The sequence below is a fragment of the Streptomyces sp. NPDC091279 genome, from assembly GCF_044757465.1.
Taxonomy (GTDB): Bacteria; Actinomycetota; Actinomycetes; order Streptomycetales; family Streptomycetaceae; genus Streptomyces.
This window is the reverse complement of record NZ_JBIVVA010000003.1, coordinates 376,928-394,137: the sequence shown is the minus strand read 5'-3', so window position 1 is coordinate 394,137 and position 17,210 is coordinate 376,928. Positions and strand designations below refer to the sequence as shown.

16 protein-coding genes are annotated in these 17,210 nt (G+C 69.7%); 12 read left to right on the top strand and 4 right to left on the bottom strand.

The window, feature by feature from the left end:
- Positions 1-18: 18 nt before the first annotated feature.
- From dnaK to ACIQOU_RS08685, 6 genes are all read left to right on the top strand, one after another.
- On the top strand, positions 19-1,866 hold the full coding sequence (dnaK, locus tag ACIQOU_RS08710; protein WP_401535250.1) for a molecular chaperone DnaK: 1,848 nt from the start codon (positions 19-21) through the stop codon (positions 1,864-1,866).
- Entirely contained in the window at positions 1,863-2,510 is a 648-nt protein-coding gene (grpE, locus tag ACIQOU_RS08705) for a nucleotide exchange factor GrpE (RefSeq protein WP_401535247.1), read from the top strand. The genes dnaK and grpE overlap by 4 nt, the downstream gene beginning before the upstream one ends.
- A gap of 36 nt (positions 2,511-2,546) precedes the next feature.
- A complete protein-coding gene (gene dnaJ / locus ACIQOU_RS08700; protein ID WP_401535245.1) occupies positions 2,547-3,731 on the top strand; it encodes a molecular chaperone DnaJ in 1,185 nt (394 codons plus the stop codon).
- 4 nt (positions 3,732-3,735) lie between these two features.
- Positions 3,736-4,188, top strand: a complete 453-nt coding sequence (locus ACIQOU_RS08695) for a heat shock protein transcriptional repressor HspR (RefSeq protein WP_401535243.1) — start codon at positions 3,736-3,738, stop codon at positions 4,186-4,188.
- 483 nt (positions 4,189-4,671) lie between these two features.
- Complete coding sequence (locus ACIQOU_RS08690; RefSeq protein WP_401535241.1) at positions 4,672-5,781, top strand: sugar ABC transporter substrate-binding protein; 1,110 nt, start codon at positions 4,672-4,674, stop codon at positions 5,779-5,781.
- 295 nt (positions 5,782-6,076) lie between these two features.
- The gene (locus ACIQOU_RS08685) at positions 6,077-7,108 is read left to right on the top strand and encodes a response regulator transcription factor (RefSeq protein WP_401535239.1); all 1,032 of its coding nucleotides are present in this window, start codon (positions 6,077-6,079) and stop codon (positions 7,106-7,108) included.
- Here ACIQOU_RS08685 and ACIQOU_RS08680 read toward each other — a convergent pair.
- Positions 7,071-8,060, bottom strand: coding sequence for a LuxR C-terminal-related transcriptional regulator (locus tag ACIQOU_RS08680; protein WP_401535237.1), 990 nt, complete (start codon positions 8,058-8,060; stop codon positions 7,071-7,073). The genes ACIQOU_RS08685 and ACIQOU_RS08680 overlap by 38 nt on opposite strands.
- A gap of 82 nt (positions 8,061-8,142) precedes the next feature.
- Entirely contained in the window at positions 8,143-9,126 is a 984-nt protein-coding gene (locus ACIQOU_RS08675; RefSeq protein ID WP_401535235.1) for a helix-turn-helix transcriptional regulator, read from the bottom strand.
- Between the two features lie 154 nt (positions 9,127-9,280).
- On the opposite strand from ACIQOU_RS08675, the gene ACIQOU_RS08670 reads away from it, so the two are divergent.
- Together ACIQOU_RS08670 and ACIQOU_RS08665 are read left to right on the top strand one after the other, a co-directional pair.
- On the top strand, positions 9,281-9,499 hold the full coding sequence (locus ACIQOU_RS08670; RefSeq protein ID WP_401535233.1) for a hypothetical protein: 219 nt from the start codon (positions 9,281-9,283) through the stop codon (positions 9,497-9,499).
- The gene (locus ACIQOU_RS08665; protein ID WP_401535231.1) at positions 9,496-9,831 is read left to right on the top strand and encodes a hypothetical protein; all 336 of its coding nucleotides are present in this window, start codon (positions 9,496-9,498) and stop codon (positions 9,829-9,831) included. Before ACIQOU_RS08670 ends, ACIQOU_RS08665 begins: the two co-directional genes overlap by 4 nt.
- 174 nt (positions 9,832-10,005) lie before the next feature.
- Here ACIQOU_RS08665 and ACIQOU_RS08660 read toward each other — a convergent pair whose 3' ends face one another.
- Complete coding sequence (locus ACIQOU_RS08660; protein WP_401535229.1) at positions 10,006-10,419, bottom strand: TIGR03618 family F420-dependent PPOX class oxidoreductase; 414 nt, start codon at positions 10,417-10,419, stop codon at positions 10,006-10,008.
- Between the two features lie 245 nt (positions 10,420-10,664).
- Here ACIQOU_RS08660 and clpB point away from each other — a divergent pair, with 245 nt between their 5' ends.
- The 4 genes from clpB to ACIQOU_RS08640 all read left to right on the top strand — a co-directional run bounded on the left by clpB (position 10,665) and on the right by ACIQOU_RS08640 (position 15,988).
- On the top strand, positions 10,665-13,262 hold the full coding sequence (clpB, locus tag ACIQOU_RS08655) for an ATP-dependent chaperone ClpB (protein WP_401535227.1): 2,598 nt from the start codon (positions 10,665-10,667) through the stop codon (positions 13,260-13,262).
- Between the two features lie 132 nt (positions 13,263-13,394).
- Entirely contained in the window at positions 13,395-14,675 is a 1,281-nt protein-coding gene (locus ACIQOU_RS08650; RefSeq protein WP_401535225.1) for an ATP/GTP-binding protein, read from the top strand.
- Entirely contained in the window at positions 14,653-15,243 is a 591-nt protein-coding gene (locus ACIQOU_RS08645) for an RloB family protein (protein WP_401535223.1), read from the top strand. Before ACIQOU_RS08650 ends, ACIQOU_RS08645 begins: the two co-directional genes overlap by 23 nt.
- 202 nt (positions 15,244-15,445) lie before the next feature.
- Complete coding sequence (locus ACIQOU_RS08640; RefSeq protein WP_401535221.1) at positions 15,446-15,988, top strand: YbjN domain-containing protein; 543 nt, start codon at positions 15,446-15,448, stop codon at positions 15,986-15,988.
- 16 nt (positions 15,989-16,004) lie between these two features.
- Here ACIQOU_RS08640 and ACIQOU_RS08635 read toward each other — a convergent pair whose 3' ends face one another.
- Entirely contained in the window at positions 16,005-17,195 is a 1,191-nt protein-coding gene (locus ACIQOU_RS08635) for a hypothetical protein (protein ID WP_401535219.1), read from the bottom strand.
- Positions 17,196-17,210 lie beyond the last annotated feature (15 nt).

Below are 17,210 nucleotides of genomic sequence, written 5' to 3'. Positions count from 1 at the left end.
CAGCTGGAGGAATTCACCATGGCACGTGCGGTCGGCATCGACCTGGGCACGACTAACTCCGTCGTCAGCGTTCTCGAAGGCGGCGAGCCCACCGTCATCACCAACGCCGAGGGCGCCAGGACCACGCCGTCCGTCGTCGCCTTCGCCAAGAACGGCGAGGTGCTCGTCGGCGAGGTCGCCAAGCGCCAGGCGGTCACGAACGTGGACCGGACCATCCGTTCCGTGAAGCGCCACATGGGCACGGACTGGAAGATCGAGCTGGACGGGAAGCACTTCAACCCGCAGCAGATGAGCGCGTTCATCCTTCAGAAGCTGAAGCGCGACGCGGAGGCGTACCTCGGCGAGAAGGTGGCCGACGCGGTCATCACCGTCCCGGCGTACTTCAACGACTCCGAGCGCCAGGCGACCAAGGAAGCCGGTGAGATCGCCGGCCTCAACGTCCTGCGCATCGTCAACGAACCGACGGCGGCGGCGCTCGCCTACGGCCTCGACAAGGACGACCAGACGATCCTCGTCTTCGACCTCGGTGGCGGCACCTTCGACGTGTCCCTCCTGGAGATCGGCGACGGCGTCGTCGAGGTGAAGGCCACCAACGGCGACAACCACCTCGGTGGTGACGACTGGGACCAGCGCGTCGTCGACTACCTGGTGCAGCAGTTCAAGGCCGGCCACGGTGTGGACCTCGCCAAGGACAAGATGGCGCTCCAGCGTCTGCGCGAGGCCGCCGAGAAGGCGAAGATCGAGCTGTCCTCGTCCACCGAGACCTCGATCAACCTCCCCTACATCACCGCCTCCGCCGAGGGCCCCCTGCACCTCGACGAGAAGCTCAGCCGCGCCCAGTTCCAGCAGCTGACCGCGGACCTCCTGGAGCGCTGCAAGACGCCGTTCCACAACGTCATCAAGGACGCGGGCATCGCGCTCAGCGAGATCGACCACGTCGTTCTCGTCGGTGGCTCCACCCGTATGCCGGCCGTCGCCGAGCTGGTCAAGGAACTGACCGGCGGCCGCGAGGCCAACAAGGGCGTCAACCCGGACGAGGTCGTCGCCATCGGCGCCTCGCTCCAGGCCGGTGTCCTCAAGGGCGAGGTCAAGGACGTCCTGCTCCTCGACGTCACCCCGCTGTCCCTCGGTATCGAGACCAAGGGCGGCATCATGACCAAGCTGATCGAGCGCAACACGACGATCCCGACGAAGCGTTCGGAGATCTTCACGACGGCCGAGGACAACCAGCCGTCGGTGCAGATCCAGGTCTACCAGGGCGAGCGCGAGATCGCGGCGTACAACAAGAAGCTCGGGATGTTCGAGCTGACCGGTCTGCCCCCGGCGCCGCGCGGCGTCCCGCAGATCGAGGTGTCCTTCGACATCGACGCCAACGGCATCATGCACGTGACCGCGAAGGACCTCGGCACGGGCAAGGAGCAGAAGATGACCGTCACCGGCGGCTCCTCGCTGCCGAAGGACGAGGTCGACCGGATGCGCCAGGAGGCCGAGCAGTACGCGGACGAGGACCACCGTCGCCGCGAGGCCGCCGAGACCCGCAACCAGGGCGAGCAGCTCGTCTACCAGACGGAGAAGTTCCTCAAGGACAACGAGGACAAGGTCCCCGGCGAGATCAAGACCGAGGTCGAGGCCTCGATCGTCGAGCTGAAGGACGCTCTCAAGGGCGAGGACACCGCTGAGATCCGTACGGCCACCGAGAAGGTGTCCGCGGTCTCGCAGAAGCTCGGCCAGGCCATGTACGCGGACGCCCAGGCGGCCCAGGGCGCGGCCGGTGCGGCCGGCGGCGCCGAGCAGCCCAAGGCCGACGACGACGTCGTGGACGCCGAGATCGTCGACGACGAGAAGCCCAAGGGTGGTGCCGCGTGACGGAGGAGACCCCGGGTTTCGAGGAGAAGCCTGACGTCCCCTCCGGCGCCACCCCTGACGACGCCGAGCCGGCCGCCGCCCCCACGGAGGGGGCGGCCCCGGCCGGGGACGCGAACGCTGAGCTGACCGGTATGACGGCCCAGCTGGACCAGGTACGCACGGCGCTCGGTGAGCGCACGGCGGACCTCCAGCGCCTCCAGGCCGAGTACCAGAACTACCGCCGCCGGGTCGAGCGGGACCGTGTCACGGTCAAGGAGATCGCCGTCGCGAGCCTCCTGACCGAGCTGCTTCCGGTTCTGGACGACATCGGCCGCGCCCGGGAACACGGCGAGCTGGTCGGCGGGTTCAAGTCCGTCGCCGAGTCGCTGGAGACCGTCGCGGCGAAGCTGGGACTCCAGCAGTTCGGCAAGGAGGGCGAGCCCTTCGACCCGACGATCCACGAGGCGCTGATGCACAGCTACGCGCCGGACGTCACCGAGACGACCTGCGTGGCGATCCTCCAGCCGGGGTATCGCCACGGCGAGCGCACCATCCGCCCCGCGCGGGTGGCGGTCGCCGAACCCCAGCCGGGGGCGCAGGCGGGCAAGGCCGAGGACGGTTCCGAGGCCGGGGACGACAAGGACGACAGCCCTGAGAAGGGCTGACGTCGACATCGAGCGGAAGAAGGAGGGGCGTCGAGGATGAGCACCAAGGACTTCATCGAGAAGGACTACTACAAGGTCCTCGGCGTCCCCAAGGACGCCACCGAGGCGGAGATCAAGAAGGCGTACCGGAAGCTCGCCCGCGAGTTCCACCCGGACGCCAACAAGGGAAACGCCCGGGCCGAGGAGCGCTTCAAGGAGATCTCCGAGGCGAACGACATCCTCGGCGACCCCAAGAAGCGCAAGGAGTACGACGAGGCCCGCACCCTCTTCGGCAACGGCGGCTACCGCGCGGGTCCCGGCGGCGCGAACGGCGGCAACTTCAACTTCGACCTGGGTGACCTCTTCGGAGGCGGCCCCCAGGGCGGCAGTGCGGGGGCCGGCGGTTTCGGCGGCGGGCTCGGGGACGTCTTCGGCGGCCTGTTCGGCGGCCGGGGCGGCACGGGTCAGCGCACCCAGCCCCGGCGCGGTCAGGACATCGAGTCCGAGGTCACCCTCAGCTTCACCGAGGCGATCGAGGGCGCGACGGTCCCGCTGCGGATGTCCTCCCAGGCGGCCTGCAAGGCCTGTTCGGGCACCGGCGACAAGAACGGCAACCCGCGGGTCTGCCCGACGTGTGTCGGCACCGGACAGGTGGCGCGCGGCTCGGGCGGCGGGTTCTCGCTCACCGACCCGTGCCCGGACTGCAAGGGCCGTGGCCTGATCGCCGAGGAACCCTGCGAGGTCTGCAAGGGCAGCGGCCGGGCCAAGTCCTCGCGCACCATGCAGGTCCGCATCCCGGCCGGGGTCTCCGACGGGCAGCGCATCCGGCTGCGCGGCAAGGGCGCGCCGGGTGAACGGGGCGGTCCCGGCGGCGACCTGTACGTCACCGTGCACGTCGGCGCGCACCCGGTGTTCGGCCGCAGGGACGACCACCTCACGGTGACCGTCCCGGTGACGTTCGCGGAAGCGGCGCTCGGCGGCGAGGTCAGGGTGCCCACCCTGGGCGGGCCGCCGGTGACGCTGAAGCTGCCGCCGGGCACGCCCAACGGCCGCACCATGCGGGCCCGTGGCAAGGGCGCGGTCCGCAAGGACGGCACCCGGGGCGACCTCCTGGTCACCGTCGAGGTGAGTGTTCCGACCGGCCTGACGGGGAAGGCTCGTGACGCGCTGGAGGCGTATCGCGAGGCGACCGAGGGTGAGGACCCGCGGGCCGAGCTGTTCCAGGCCGCGAAGGGAGCTTGATGAGATGGACGGGCGTCGACGCAATCCGTACGAACTGACGGAGGAGACACCGGTCTACGTCATCTCGGTGGCGGCCCAGCTCTCCGGACTGCATCCGCAGACCTTGCGTCAGTACGACCGTCTGGGCCTGGTGTCTCCCGACCGGACGCCGGGGCGTGGGCGGCGGTACTCCGCCCGGGACATCGAACTGCTGCGGCAGGTGCAGCAGTTGTCGCAGGACGACGGGGTGAATCTCGCCGGGATCAAGCGGATCATCGAGCTGGAGAATCAGGTCATAGCTCTTCAGCAGCGGGTTGCTGAGCTTGAGTCGACGGTGGATGGGGCGGCTGCGGCGATGCGGCAGCGGGAAGCGGCGGTGCACGCGTCGTACCGGCGGGACCTTGTCCCGTACCAGGAGGTTCATCAGTCCAGCGCGCTGGTGGTGTGGCGGCCCAAGCGGCAACAGTCCTCCGACTGAGGGTTGTTCGGCTCGGGCCGTTGCGCCTGCGGCGGGCTGGGTTGTTCGTCGGGTGCGGCGCCGTCGTGGCTTGTCGCGCTCGCGCGGCGGAGCCGCATATTGAATACAGCCCCGCGCCCCTTTAGGGCGTTGCTGGGCCGTCGGCTGCATGCTGGCGTTGGGTCCGGAGGTTCTTTTGAGCCTTCGGGCCCTTTTGTGTTGTTCGGGGGGGTTTCTTGGGTGGCTGGGATTGGTTGTTTTCTGGGTGAGGGGGTTGGCGTTGGTTTTGGTGATCTTGGCCGTTTGATGGGGCGTTGTTGTGTGGGGAAGAAGTAAGGGACTTTGGGAGGGGGTTACTTGGGGGCTTCATAAGTTCGCTGTGGGTGGTGTTGTGGACTCGTTAAGTCAGTTTGCTTGACGGGTGGGGCGGGGGCGCGTTGTCTTTTCAGACATCTGGGTCGCAGAGTCGCGACCGCGTCGAAGGCACCAGAAGTGAGCTCCCGCATGCGTCGTACCGTCATGGCCGTGGCCGCGTCCACGCTGACCCTCTCGCTGTCCGCCTGCGGGGCGCTCAACGTGTCGGGGAGCAGCGCCAGTTCGGCGAGCCCGAGCAAGGGGAACGACGTCACGGTCGGGCTGCTGCTGCCGGAGAAGGCCAACACCCGTTACGAGCAGTTCGACTACCCCATCATCAAGAAGAAGGTCGCCTCGCTCACCGACGGCCAGGGCCGGGTCGACTACGCCAACGCCGACCAGGACGCGGACCGGCAGGCGAGCCAGATGCAGCGGATGATCGACGACAAGGTCGACATCATCCTGCTGGACGCCGTCGACGCGCAGGCGATCGCCGCCCAGGTCACCAAGGCCAAGGCGGCCGGTATCCCGGTCATCGCCTACGACCGGCTCGCCGAGGGCCCCATCGACGCGTACGTCTCCTTCGACAACGAACTCGTCGGCGAGGTGCAGGGCCGTTCCCTCCTCGACGCGCTGGGCCAGGGCTCGCACACCTCCGCCAAGATCGTCATGATGAACGGCTCGCCGACCGACCCCAACGCCAAGCAGTTCAAGGCCGGTGCGCTGTCCGAGCTGTCCGGCAAGGTGACCATCGCCCGCTCCTACGACACCGCGGACTGGAAGCCGGGCAACGCCGAGGCCAACATGACGACCGCGATCGAGGCCCTCGGCAAGGACGGCATCGCCGGTGTCTACTCCGCCAACGACGGCATGGCCGGAGGCATCGTCAAGGCCCTGGAGAAGGCCGGCGTCACCGAACTCCCGCCGATCACCGGGCAGGACGCGGAACTGCCCGCCGTCCGCCGGATCGTCACCGGCGAGCAGTACATGAGCGTCTACAAGTCCTACCCGCAGGAGGCCGAGGCCGCCGCGCAGATGGCCGTCGCCAAGGTGCAGGGGCACGACATCCAGTTCGACGCCCTCACCCAGGACAGCGTCGACAGCCCCACCGCCAAGGACATCCCGGCCCAGCTGCTCACCGTCACCGCGCTGACGAAGAAGAACATCAAGTCCACGGTCGTCGCCGACGGCATCTACACGGTGTCCCAGATCTGCTCCGGCGCCTACAAGACGGACTGCGCGGCCATCGGTCTCGACTGACCCCGGGCAACGGCGAGTTCACGCCACGTCGGGCCACCTCCCGGGAGCCCTCGGCCGCCCGGCGCCGGATGCCGTCGTCGCCGTTCACGCCGTTGTCCGAACCGGGCGGCGGGGTGCCCGCGGCCGGGCGCCAACCACCGTCAGGTTGTTGCAAGTCGGCCGAGGGAGGCCCGTACAAACCCCTGCACAATGGCTGATTGTGCTGCCCGCCTCGGGCGGAGCCGTGTTGCGGAGCGGGGTGTGTCCGCGCATAGTTGCGCTGCGGAACACGCGGAAGCCGGGGGTGAAATGGGCGATGGCCGGGCACGGGACGGAGAAGCATCCGCACGGTGCCGACCGACTCTGCGCGGCCGGCGATCGCGTGTACTCCCGGGCCGTACGGCGGGGCCGGGTGCCGCGCCGGGACGCCGAGCCGGTGCCGTGTCTGCTCGATCTGGCGCTGCTGCATCCTGACCCCGACGACATGGACTGGCTGGTGCCGACCTCCCCGCAGGAGGTCATGACCCGGCTGCTGCGCGGGGTGCACGACGAGTTCAGCGCCAGTCAGCGGCGGATGGGCTCCGCGGTGGCCGCGTTCGAACGCTACGCGGGGCTCGGCCCCTCGGTGCCGCCCGCGGGCGGTGAGGGCGCCGCGATCCGGGTCCTGGACGGGCTCGCCCGCATCCAGGCCGCGATGGACGCGGCGACCGAGGCGTGCACCCGCGAGGTGCTCACCGTGCAGCCCGGCGGCATCCGCCCCGAGCACGAACTCACCGAGGGCCTGCACCGGGCGCTCGCGCTGCGCGCGCGGGGCGTGCGGATGCGCGACCTGTACACCCACGTCGCCCGGCACGGACAGGGCCTGCTCACCTACCTGGAGCTGATGGGGGACGCGGTGCAGGCCAGGAGCCTCGACGAGGTGAGCGACCGGCTCATCCTGTTCGACCGCACGGTGGCCTTCATCCCGGCCAACGCCGACCGCACGCTCGCCCTTGAGCTGCGGCACCCGGCGCTGGTGGGCTATCTGGCGACCACGTTCGACCGGCTGTGGCGGCTGGCGACGCCGTTGACCGTGCCGTTGCCCGACACCGGCATCGAGGGCATCTCGCACCGGGAGCAGTCCATCGCCGCGCTCCTCGCGGAGGGGCATCAGGACGCGGTCATCGCGGAACGGCTGGGGATCAGCGTGCGGACCTGCCGGGCGCACATCGCGCGGCTGTCGGAGACGCTCGGCGCGGCCAGCCGCACGCAGCTCGGGGTGCGCATCGCGCAGGCGGGGCTCGACGGCCCGCGCGCCCCGGCGGACTGCGTCAGTCTTCCTGGTCGAGAATCCCCGACCGCCCGATGAGATAACCGAGCTGCGCCCGGCTCTCGCTGCCCAGCGTCGCGGCGAGCTTGGCGATGTGGACGCGGACGGTACGGACGTTCATACCGAGGCGTTCGGCGATGACGGCGTCGGTGTGGCCCTCGATGAGGAGTGCCGCTATGGCGTGCTGGCGGTGTGTGACGCCGTTCTGCGACGGGTGGTGGGCGGCCACCGGGTGCATCGGCAGGGCGAGGCGCCAGAGGCGGTCGAAGGTGGTGGCGAAGTGGGACACCAGGGCCGGGTGGCGGATCTCCAGGGCGAGGGAGTAGTCGCTGTTCTCCGGATTCGCGGGCACGAAGGCGACGGCCCGGTCGACGATCAGCAGCCGTTCGGTCACCTCGTCCAGCGTGCGGGCCTCGACATCGCCGTTCAACTGCTCGTAGCGGGCCAGGATCGCCGGTGAGTGGCGCAGCGTGTGCTGGTAGAGGGTGCGGATTCGGCCGCCGCGTTCCAGCAGCGCCCGGTCGCGGTCGAGGGCCGACGCGAGGCGCTCGGCGGGGATACGGGTACCGGAGCGGGGCTGGACGGCGAGGAGTTCGCCGGAGGCCTCGGCCAGGGTCTGGCTGATGACCGCGTTGATCCGCTCGACCCCGCTGAGGACCCGCAGCGCGGGGGTGTCCGTCACGCCCGCACGGTGCTCGCCGAGCCGCAGCAGCGGTTCGAACGTCTCGGCCAGCAGCTCACCGCGGCGCCGTTCCGCCACGACCCGCTCCTCGGAGACCCGCAGCAGCCGGTGCAGGGCGATGGCGGGGCTGACCGGCTCCAGCCAGTCGAGATCCTCCACCACCGGGTGCAGCAGCCCGAACTCCACCAGGCAGGGGGTGGGTGCCGCGTCCGCGACCGGGACCCGGCCGTCCCGCACCGCGCGCTCGTAGAGCAGCACGCCGGGGGCGCACAGATCCTCGGCGCCGTGGGCGCGATGCTCGGCGCTCACCGGCTCCGCCCGCTCCGCTCCCGCGTACTCGGCCCGGGCAGCTCGTTCGTCATCAGCATGTTCTCTTCGCATCGTCGGCGTCTCAGTGCTCGCGCTCAAGGATGCCCGACTGGGCTATGAGAAAGCCCAGTTGTGCGCGACTGCCACTGCCCAGGGCCGTCGCCAGCTTGGCGATGTGAGCCCGGCAAGTGCGGACGTTCATGCCGAGCCGGCGGGCGATCGCCTCGTCCACGTGGCCCTCGATGAGCAGCTTGGCGATGGATCGCTGGACGCCGGTGATGCCCTCGGGGGTGGATTCGTAGGGCACTTCGTCCAGCAACGGCGTGGCCCGCTGCCAGAGTTGCTCGAAGACCTTGGTCAAGTACTGGACGAGGCCGGGGTGGCGCAGCTCCAGGGCGATGGTGCGGTCGTCCTGGGCCGGGATGAACGCCACCGACGAGTCGCAGATGATGAGCCGCTCGATGAGTTCTTCCAGGGTGCGGATCTCAACCTTCGCGCCCGCCATCTGGTCCATGTAGGCATAGGTGCTCTGGCTGTGCCGGACGGTGTGCTGGTAGAGGGTGCGCATGGAGATGCCGCGCTCGATCAGTGGTTTGCTGCGTTTGAGCGCCTGACTGAGGATGTGCTCCGGTCTGCTCCCCCCGGGCTGGACGGTCAGCACTTCCGTACGGGCCTCGGCGATCGCCCCGTCGAGCGCGGCGTGGATGCGGTCGATACCCTCCAGCACGGTGATCGCATGTGTGGCCGCCGGTTTCCGGGCACTGATGTCCAGGAACGGCTGGAAGGCGTCCGCCAGATCCAGGGTGTCCCGGCGTCGGTCCTGGATCTCGCGCTCCAGCGGCTGTAGTTGCTGCGCGAGCACGACCGACGGTGGAACGGGACGCAGCCAGCCGGCGTCGTCCGGATCGGGGTGGAGCAGCGCGAACTCCAGCAGGCAGGGAGCGTTCCCGATCTCCGTGCGGGACACCCGGCCCGAACGGAGAGCGCTCGCGTAGAGACGTGCCCCGTCGGCGCATAGGGCTGTGATGTCATGAGGATGTGTCGGTTTTGTGCTCTTAGATGGCAAATCTCCACCCCCCAGGGTCCTGAACGTGCAGGAACATGATGCATCTCTTCTGTGGCATTGACGTGCCTGAATGAGCCATCGTCTTGTTCCACGGGGGAGAGGAAGCCATCAAGTGAGGACGAAGCCGACCATGAAAAAGAGAATGCTTCGCTCGGTGCTTGCCACTGCCTTCGTAGTCGCGCTGGCCGGCGGTGCGGCTGGTCCTCTCGACGTCGGCTGGGTGAGCCCGACCGCGAACAACGAGCACGTCGCCGCCAGCGACGTCGGCTGGGACGTCACCGCTGCTGGATCGGGAGATGTCGGCTGGGTCGTCGTCGCCGCCGAGCGACCTTCGGACGTCGGGTGGTCGACCACGGCGGGCGCGGACGCATGACCACGCCCCCCGACGACCGGTCCTTCCGTCGCGAGATGGCCACGGCCTACCGCTCGGGATGGCACTTCATCGACCTGGTCACCGCGATCCCCCACTCCGGTGACTCGTTGATGGTGACCGTCTTCGGCGAGCCGGTGGTCGTGACGCGCGACGACGACGAGGACGTACGGGCCTACCGGTGCCTGCGACGGCCCCGGGGGGCGCCGCAGCCGGTGCGGTGTGCCGTCCGGTACGGAATGATTTTTGTGAACCTGGATCAACGAGACCACAGGCTGGTGGAGTCGGAGGCCCCCACCCCGCGAACCATCTCAGCCACCCCCCGCAGTGCCTGACGCGATTCCCCCGTCGTAACAGATCGCTCAGGCGCTTCCCCCCGCAGCGGCGTCACCGTGACCTGAACACGGTGACGCCGCTGTGTTTTGGGGCGGATTTCCGACCGTATCGGACGGATCATTCCCGGCCTGTGAGTGGCCGAAAACGATTCACAGCTCCCCTCTCCGTGGGCCTCAGCCGTGGCCCATCGCCCGGGTGAGGCGGATCTCGATGACCACCCGGGACGGGTTCGGCGACGGCGTCCGGTGATAGCGCTCGGCGTAACGCCGCTCGGCCTCCGCGACCGCCTCCGCTTCCTCCCGCACCACGGCCAGCCCCTCCAGCGTCGCCCACCGCCGCCCGTCCACCTGGCACACGGCCACCCGTGCCCCGCCCGGCCCTGCCGCGAGGACGTTGCGCACCTTGGTGCTCGTGCGGCTCGCGATGACCCGGGCCAGCCGCGCCTCCGGTTCGTAGGTGACCCCGACCGGGACGACGTGCGGGCTGCCGTCGCGGCGCGGGGTGGTCAGGGTGCACAGGTGCCGTTCGCGCCAGAAGTCGAGGTACGCGGGGTCGGGAGCGCCGGGGTCCAGCGCGGAGATCGCCATGGCCGGAACCTAGCCGAATCGCCCCCCTCCCTCGGCCCGCCGCCCTTCGCCCCCCCTCCCCCCCCTGCACCCCCCTTCACCCCCCTTCACCCCCCTTCACTCCCCTCGCCCCCTCGCTTCCCCTCGCGCTCCCCCGTTCGCACCCTTCTGGGAATCGGCCTCCGCATCCTTGAGTGGAATAGACTCAACTTTGTGTACGCTGACTGAGTCAGCAATGGGAGCAAGAGCCGGAGGAGAACGCGAACGTGGACGCCGAGCTGACCAACCGGAGCCGGGACGCGATCAACGCGGCCGGCAGCCGTGCCGTGACCGGGGGCAACCCCGACCTCACCCCCGCCCACCTGCTCCTGGCCCTGCTTCAGGGCCAGGACAACGAGAACGTCACCGACCTCCTCGCCGCCGTCGACGCCGACCAGGCGGCCGTGCGGGCGGGCGCGGAGCAGATCCTCGCCGGGCTGCCCAGCGTGACCGGGTCCACCGTCGCGCCCCCGCAGCCCAACCGGGAGCTGCTCGCCGTGCTCGCGGACGCGGGCGAGCGGGCCAGGGAGCTGGGCGACGAGTTCCTCTCCACCGAGCACCTCCTGATCGGCATCGCCGCGAAGGGCGGCGCCGCCGGGGACGTACTCTCCGCACAGGGGGCCGGGGCGAAGAAGCTGCTGGAGGCCTTCCAGAAGGCAAGGGGAGGGCGCCGGGTGACCACACCCGATCCGGAGGGTCAGTACAAGGCCCTGGAGAAGTTCGGCACCGACTTCACGGCCGCCGCGCGCGAGGGCCGGCTCGACCCGGTCATCGGCCGGGACCAGGAGATCCGCCGGGTCGTGCAGGTGCTGTCGCGCCGCACGAAGAACAACCCGGTGCTGATCGGTGAGCCCGGCGTCGGCAAGACCGCCGTCGTCGAGGGGCTCGCCCAGCGCATCGTCAAGGGGGACGTGCCCGAGTCCCTCAAGAACAAGCGGCTGGTCTCCCTCGACCTCGGGGCGATGGTCGCGGGCGCCAAGTACCGCGGCGAGTTCGAGGAACGGCTCAAGACCGTGCTGGCCGAGATCAAGGGCTCCGACGGCCAGATCATCACCTTCATCGACGAACTCCACACCGTCGTCGGCGCGGGCGCGGGCGGCGACTCCGCGATGGACGCCGGCAACATGCTCAAGCCGATGCTGGCCCGCGGTGAGCTGCGCATGGTCGGCGCGACGACCCTCGACGAGTACCGCGAGCGCATCGAGAAGGACCCGGCCCTGGAACGGCGTTTCCAGCAGGTGCTGGTGGCCGAGCCGACCGTCGAGGACACCATCGCGATCCTGCGCGGGCTCAAGGGACGGTACGAGGCCCACCACAAGGTCCAGATCGCCGACAGCGCGCTGGTCGCCGCGGCCACCCTCTCGGACCGTTACATCACCTCCCGCTTCCTGCCCGACAAGGCCATCGACCTGGTCGACGAGGCGGCCTCCCGGCTCCGCATGGAGATCGACTCCTCGCCGGTCGAGATCGACGAACTCCAGCGCTCCGTCGACCGGTTGAAGATGGAGGAGCTGGCCATCGGCAAGGAGACCGACCCGGCCTCCCGGGACCGTCTGGAGCGGCTGCGCCGTGATCTCGCCGACCGCGAGGAGGAGTTGCGGGGCCTGACCGCCCGCTGGGAGAAGGAGAAGGAGTCCCTCAACCGCGTCGGCGCGCTGAAGGAACGCCTCGACGACGTGCGCGGCCAGGCCGAACGGGCCCAGCGCGACGGCGACTTCGACACCGCCTCCAAGCTGCTCTACGGCGAGATCCCCACCCTGGAAAGGGAGTTGGCCGAGGCCAGCGAGGCCGAGCAGGAGGTCTCGCGGGACACCATGGTCAAGGACCAGGTCGGGCCCGACGACATCGCGGACGTCGTCGGCTCCTGGACCGGCATCCCGGCAGGGCGCCTCCTGGAGGGCGAGACGCACAAACTCCTGCGCATGGAGGAGGAGTTGGGGCGCCGTCTGATCGGCCAGCGCGAGGCCGTGCAGGCCGTCGCGGACGCCGTGCGGCGCACCCGGGCCGGTATCGCCGACCCGGACCGGCCCACCGGCTCGTTCCTCTTCCTCGGCCCGACCGGCGTCGGCAAGACCGAACTGGCCAAGGCGCTCGCCGACTTCCTCTTCGACGACGAGCGGGCCATGGTCCGCATCGACATGTCCGAGTACGGCGAGAAGCACAGCGTGGCCCGGCTGGTCGGCGCCCCGCCCGGCTACGTCGGCTACGAGGAGGGCGGCCAGCTCACGGAGGCGGTGCGCAGGCGCCCGTACTCGGTGGTGCTCCTCGACGAGGTGGAGAAGGCGCACCCCGAGGTCTTCGACGTGCTCCTCCAGGTCCTCGACGACGGCCGCCTCACCGACGGCCAGGGCCGCACCGTCGACTTCCGCAACACCATCCTGATCCTCACGTCCAACCTGGGCAGCCAGTTCCTGGTCGACCCGCTCACCGACGCGGAGGAGAAGAAGGCCCAGGTCATGAGCGTCGTCCGGGCGTCCTTCAAGCCGGAGTTCCTGAACCGGCTCGACGACCTGGTCGTCTTCTCCGCGCTGTCCACGGACGAGCTGGCCCGCATCGCCCGCCTCCAGATCGACCGGCTCGCCAAGCGCCTCGCGGAACGCCGCCTCACCCTGGACATCACCGACGAGGCCCTGGCCTGGCTGGCCCGCGAGGGCAACGACCCGGCCTACGGCGCCCGCCCCCTGCGCCGCCTGGTCCAGACCGCCATCGGCGACCGCCTGGCCAAGGAGATCCTCTCCGGCGAGGTGAAGGACGGCGACACGGTCCGGGTGGATACGGCGGGGGAGGGGCTGTCGGTGGGGAAGGCGGCCGGAAAGACGTTGTAGTCGAAGGTGGGATGGGCTCGTCACTCCGGTGGGTGGCGGGCCTGTTCTTTGTCGACGGACGTTACTAGCATGGAACCCAAGCTTGAATCCGTTGTTCACTTGTTCACAAAGCCTGGAAGCGGGGTGTAAGAGGTGCTGCTGAGCTTCCGAGTGGCCAACCACGGCTCACTGCGCGAACCGCAGGAGCTGAACCTCGTTCCGGTCTACGAGGACAACCGACCGGCCCTGACCGTCGCGGCGATCTACGGGGCGAACGCGTCCGGGAAGTCGACCGTGCTGGACGCGTACGATTTCTTTTGTCGTGCGGTCGAGGGGTCGCAGGCCCGCTGGCTGCCGGGCGCGCCCATCGAGCGCCGGCCGTTCCTGCTGGACCACGGGAGCAGGAACGAACCGTCGACATATGCCGCGGACGTGCTGATCGACGGGGTCCGCCATGTGTACGGCTTCGCGCTCTCCGACACGGAGATCGAGGAGGAGTGGCTGTACGTCTATCCCAAGGGCCGCAAGCGCATCCTCTTCGAGCGCCGGGGCATGGACGTGACGTTCGGGAACTCGCTCACCGGCGAACGGGCTGCGGCGGAGCGCGTGATGCGACCGAACAGCCTGTATCTGTCCGCTGCCGCACAGACGGCGCATGCGCAGTTGGGTGCGGTCTGGGAGACGCTAGGGATGGGCGCGGTCATCGACGACCGCACGCGGCATGGGCTGACCAACGACGGTGCGGTTCTCACCAGCCTGTATGAGACCTTCGAGCAGGTCGGGATCGCGCGTGGCGACAAGGTTCTGGCAGCGGCGGACCTCGGAGTGCATGGCGTTCGTCGAGGTGCCGAGGATGACCTGTTGGTCAAGAAGCTGGGGCTCGCGGAGAGGTGGCGGGAAGCGCCAGCCGACGTGAAAGCGGCCGCGTCGAAGTCCCTGTACTTCGCACATCAGGTGGGCGACGAGGAGTTTCTGCTGCCGGTCAAGGACGAGTCCGCCGGTACCAAGACCTGGCTCAACCTGGTCTCCTGGGCGCTGTTGGCCCTATGGTCGAAGAGGCAGCTCTGGATCGACGAGGTCGACGTCAGCCTTCACCCGCTCCTCACCGCCAAGCTGGTCAAGCTGTTCCAGAATCCGGAGCTGAACCCGCGCGGCGCCCAGCTGGTCTTCACCACGCACAGTGCCTCGCTGCTCGGCACGATGCTGGGGGAGGAAGTGCTGCGTCGCGATCAGATCTGGTTCGTGGAGAAGAAGCCGGAGACCGGGGCCTCCGAGCTGTTCCCGCTCAGCGACTTCAAGCCGCGCAAGGGGGAGAATTTCGAACGGCGGTACCTCGCGGGCAGCTACGGCGCGGTGCCGGTGCTGCCGGACACGACGCTTGAGGACGTGGTCAGGGAGTACTGGGGGGCGCATGCCAAGGCCGTTTCCGCGTGAGGGGTCGGGTCGGCGCCCGGCACCGACCCGCCGGTCCGCGCGGACCGTTCTCGTCGTCTGCGGCAGCAAGGAGACGGAGCGCCAGTACCTCCAGGGCCTGCGTGAGCACCTCCGCAACCCCGCCGTCTCCGTCGTCGTACGTGGCAAGGCCTGTTCACCGACCCAGCTCGTCGCCTATGCCAAGAAGCAGCGGAACGTCAGCAGGGGCAGCTTCGACGAGGTGTGGTGCGTCTTCGACGTCGACCAGTTCGTCGATGTCGACCAGGCCGTGATCGACGCGGGCCGGGCGGGCATCAAGGTGGCGATCTCCAACCCCTGCTTCGAACTGTGGCTGCTGCTCCACTTCACGCCGCAGACGGGACACGTTCCGACGTACAAGAAGCTGCTGCCGTTGCTGCGTAAGCACGTCCCTGGCTACGACAAGACGCGGGTCGACTTCGCCGTCTACCGTGACGGGCGGGCCGAGGCCGTGGTGCGCGCCCGGCAGCTCGACCCGACGGGTGAGGGCCATGCCCGCAATCCGTCCACCGGTGTGTGGCAGCTCGTGGAGCGGATGGAGGAGGGCTGAGCGGGCGATTCTGCCGCCGCAAGGGGCGAACGCCGCTGACGGGGTACCCGGCACCACGCCCGCCTGTCTCCCTCCGCTCCCGGGGCGACCCGGGGACCCAATGTCGGGGGCTTCCGCTCAGGGCTGACAGGGTTGGTGGGGCTTGCCACGGACCTCCCCGGATGGGGGAGGATGACGGCATCCGTATGAAGGGAAAAACACGGTGACCATCGACCCGTCCTCGATTCCTAATTTCGGGGGCCAGCCTGAGCCGCCCCAGGGGCCGGCGGGCCCCGTAGTCCCGGATCAGGACCTCGTGAAGCAGCTCCTCGACCAGATGGAGCTGAAGTACGTCGTCGACGACGAGGGCGACCTCGCGGCGCCGTGGGAACAGTTCCGCACGTACTTCATGTTCCGCGGCGAGGGCGAGCAGCAGGTCTTCTCGGTGCGGACGTTCTACGACCGGCCCCACCAGATCGACGAGAAGCCCGCGCTCCTTGAGGCCATCGACGACTGGAACCGGCGCACCCTGTGGCCGAAGGTCTACAGCCACACCCACGACGACGGCACCGTCCGCCTCATCGGTGAGGCGCAGATGCTGATCGGCACCGGCGTCAGCCTGGAGCACTTCGTGTCCTCCACGGTCAGCTGGGTGCGCGCGGCCATCGAGTTCGACAAGTGGCTCGTCGAGCAGCTCGGCCTGGAGCAGGAGGTCGACGAGACCGACGGGACCGACGGGACCGACGAGAAGCCCGACGGGGAGTAGTTCTCCCCGCGCGCCGCTACACGGGCTTGTGGGCCAGCACCACGAGGTACGCCCCGTAGCAGAACGAGAGCCCGGCCAGGGCGCCGACCACCACGGTCGCGTGCCAGGGCCGGGCTCTGGCCGTTCGCACCAGGGCCCGCGCCAGCGGCAGCAGCAGCGGGAACGCCGGCAGCAGAAACCGCGGCTTGCACTGGAAGAACCCCGAGCCGCCCAGCGCGATGAGCAGCAGAACGGCGCTGTAGACGACCAGCGGGAGCGGCGCGCGGTCGGCGATCAGCAGCGCGAACAGCAGCACCGCCGCCGCCACGATCACCATCGTCATCGCGAACACGAAACGGTCGCCGCGCAGCAGCAGATGGCGCACGACGTGCAGGGAGCCGCGGCCGAAGTCGAAGCGGGAGCCCCACAGGCGCTGCACCGCGAAGTAGCCGCCCAGCAGATCGCCCTCGCGTCGGCCCACCCAGAGCACGTACGCGGCCCAGCCGGTCGGTGCGAGCGCCGCACCCGTCCACAGCCTGTGGGTAACTTTTCCGCGCGCCCGCCACGCCTCCCACGCCGCCGCCGCGAGCACCGCCGCCGCGACGGCGAACCCGTTGGGCCGGGACAGCCCCGCGAGCGCGGCCAGCGACCCCGCCCACACCCACCGCCCGGTGAGCACGGCGTACAGCGACCAGGCGGCGAACGCCGTCAGCACCGGCTCCGTGTACGCCATCGACAGCACGATCGAGTGCGGCAGCAGCCCCCACACCAGCACCAGCGCCGTCGCCACCGCCCGCCCGTACAGCCGGTCGCCCAGCGCGAACAGCCCGCAGGCGGCGACGGCGGCGGCCAGCCAGGACACCAGCAGCCCCGCCGGTCCCTCCCCCACCAGGCCCGCCTCCGTCACCGTGCGCACCAGGGCCGGATAGAGCGGGAAGAACGCGAGGTCGCTGTGGACGGCGCCGGAGGGGTACTCCAGGGTGCGGACGTAGCCGTGCGCGGCGATGCCCAGGTACCACTGGGAGTCCCAGGAACGGCCGAGCAGCGCGAGCGGGCGCTGACCGGTCGCCCGGGCCGCGGCGGCCAGCGCGAGGACGCCGAGCAGCCGGGCGGCGGCGAACAGTCCGAGGGCCCGGACCGCGTCCGCCGCCAGGGGCAGCCGCGCCCGTCCGGCGGCGCCCGGCTGCTCCGCGCGGGACGGGGGAACGAGGGTGCTGGCATGGGTCACACCGGCACATTGCCG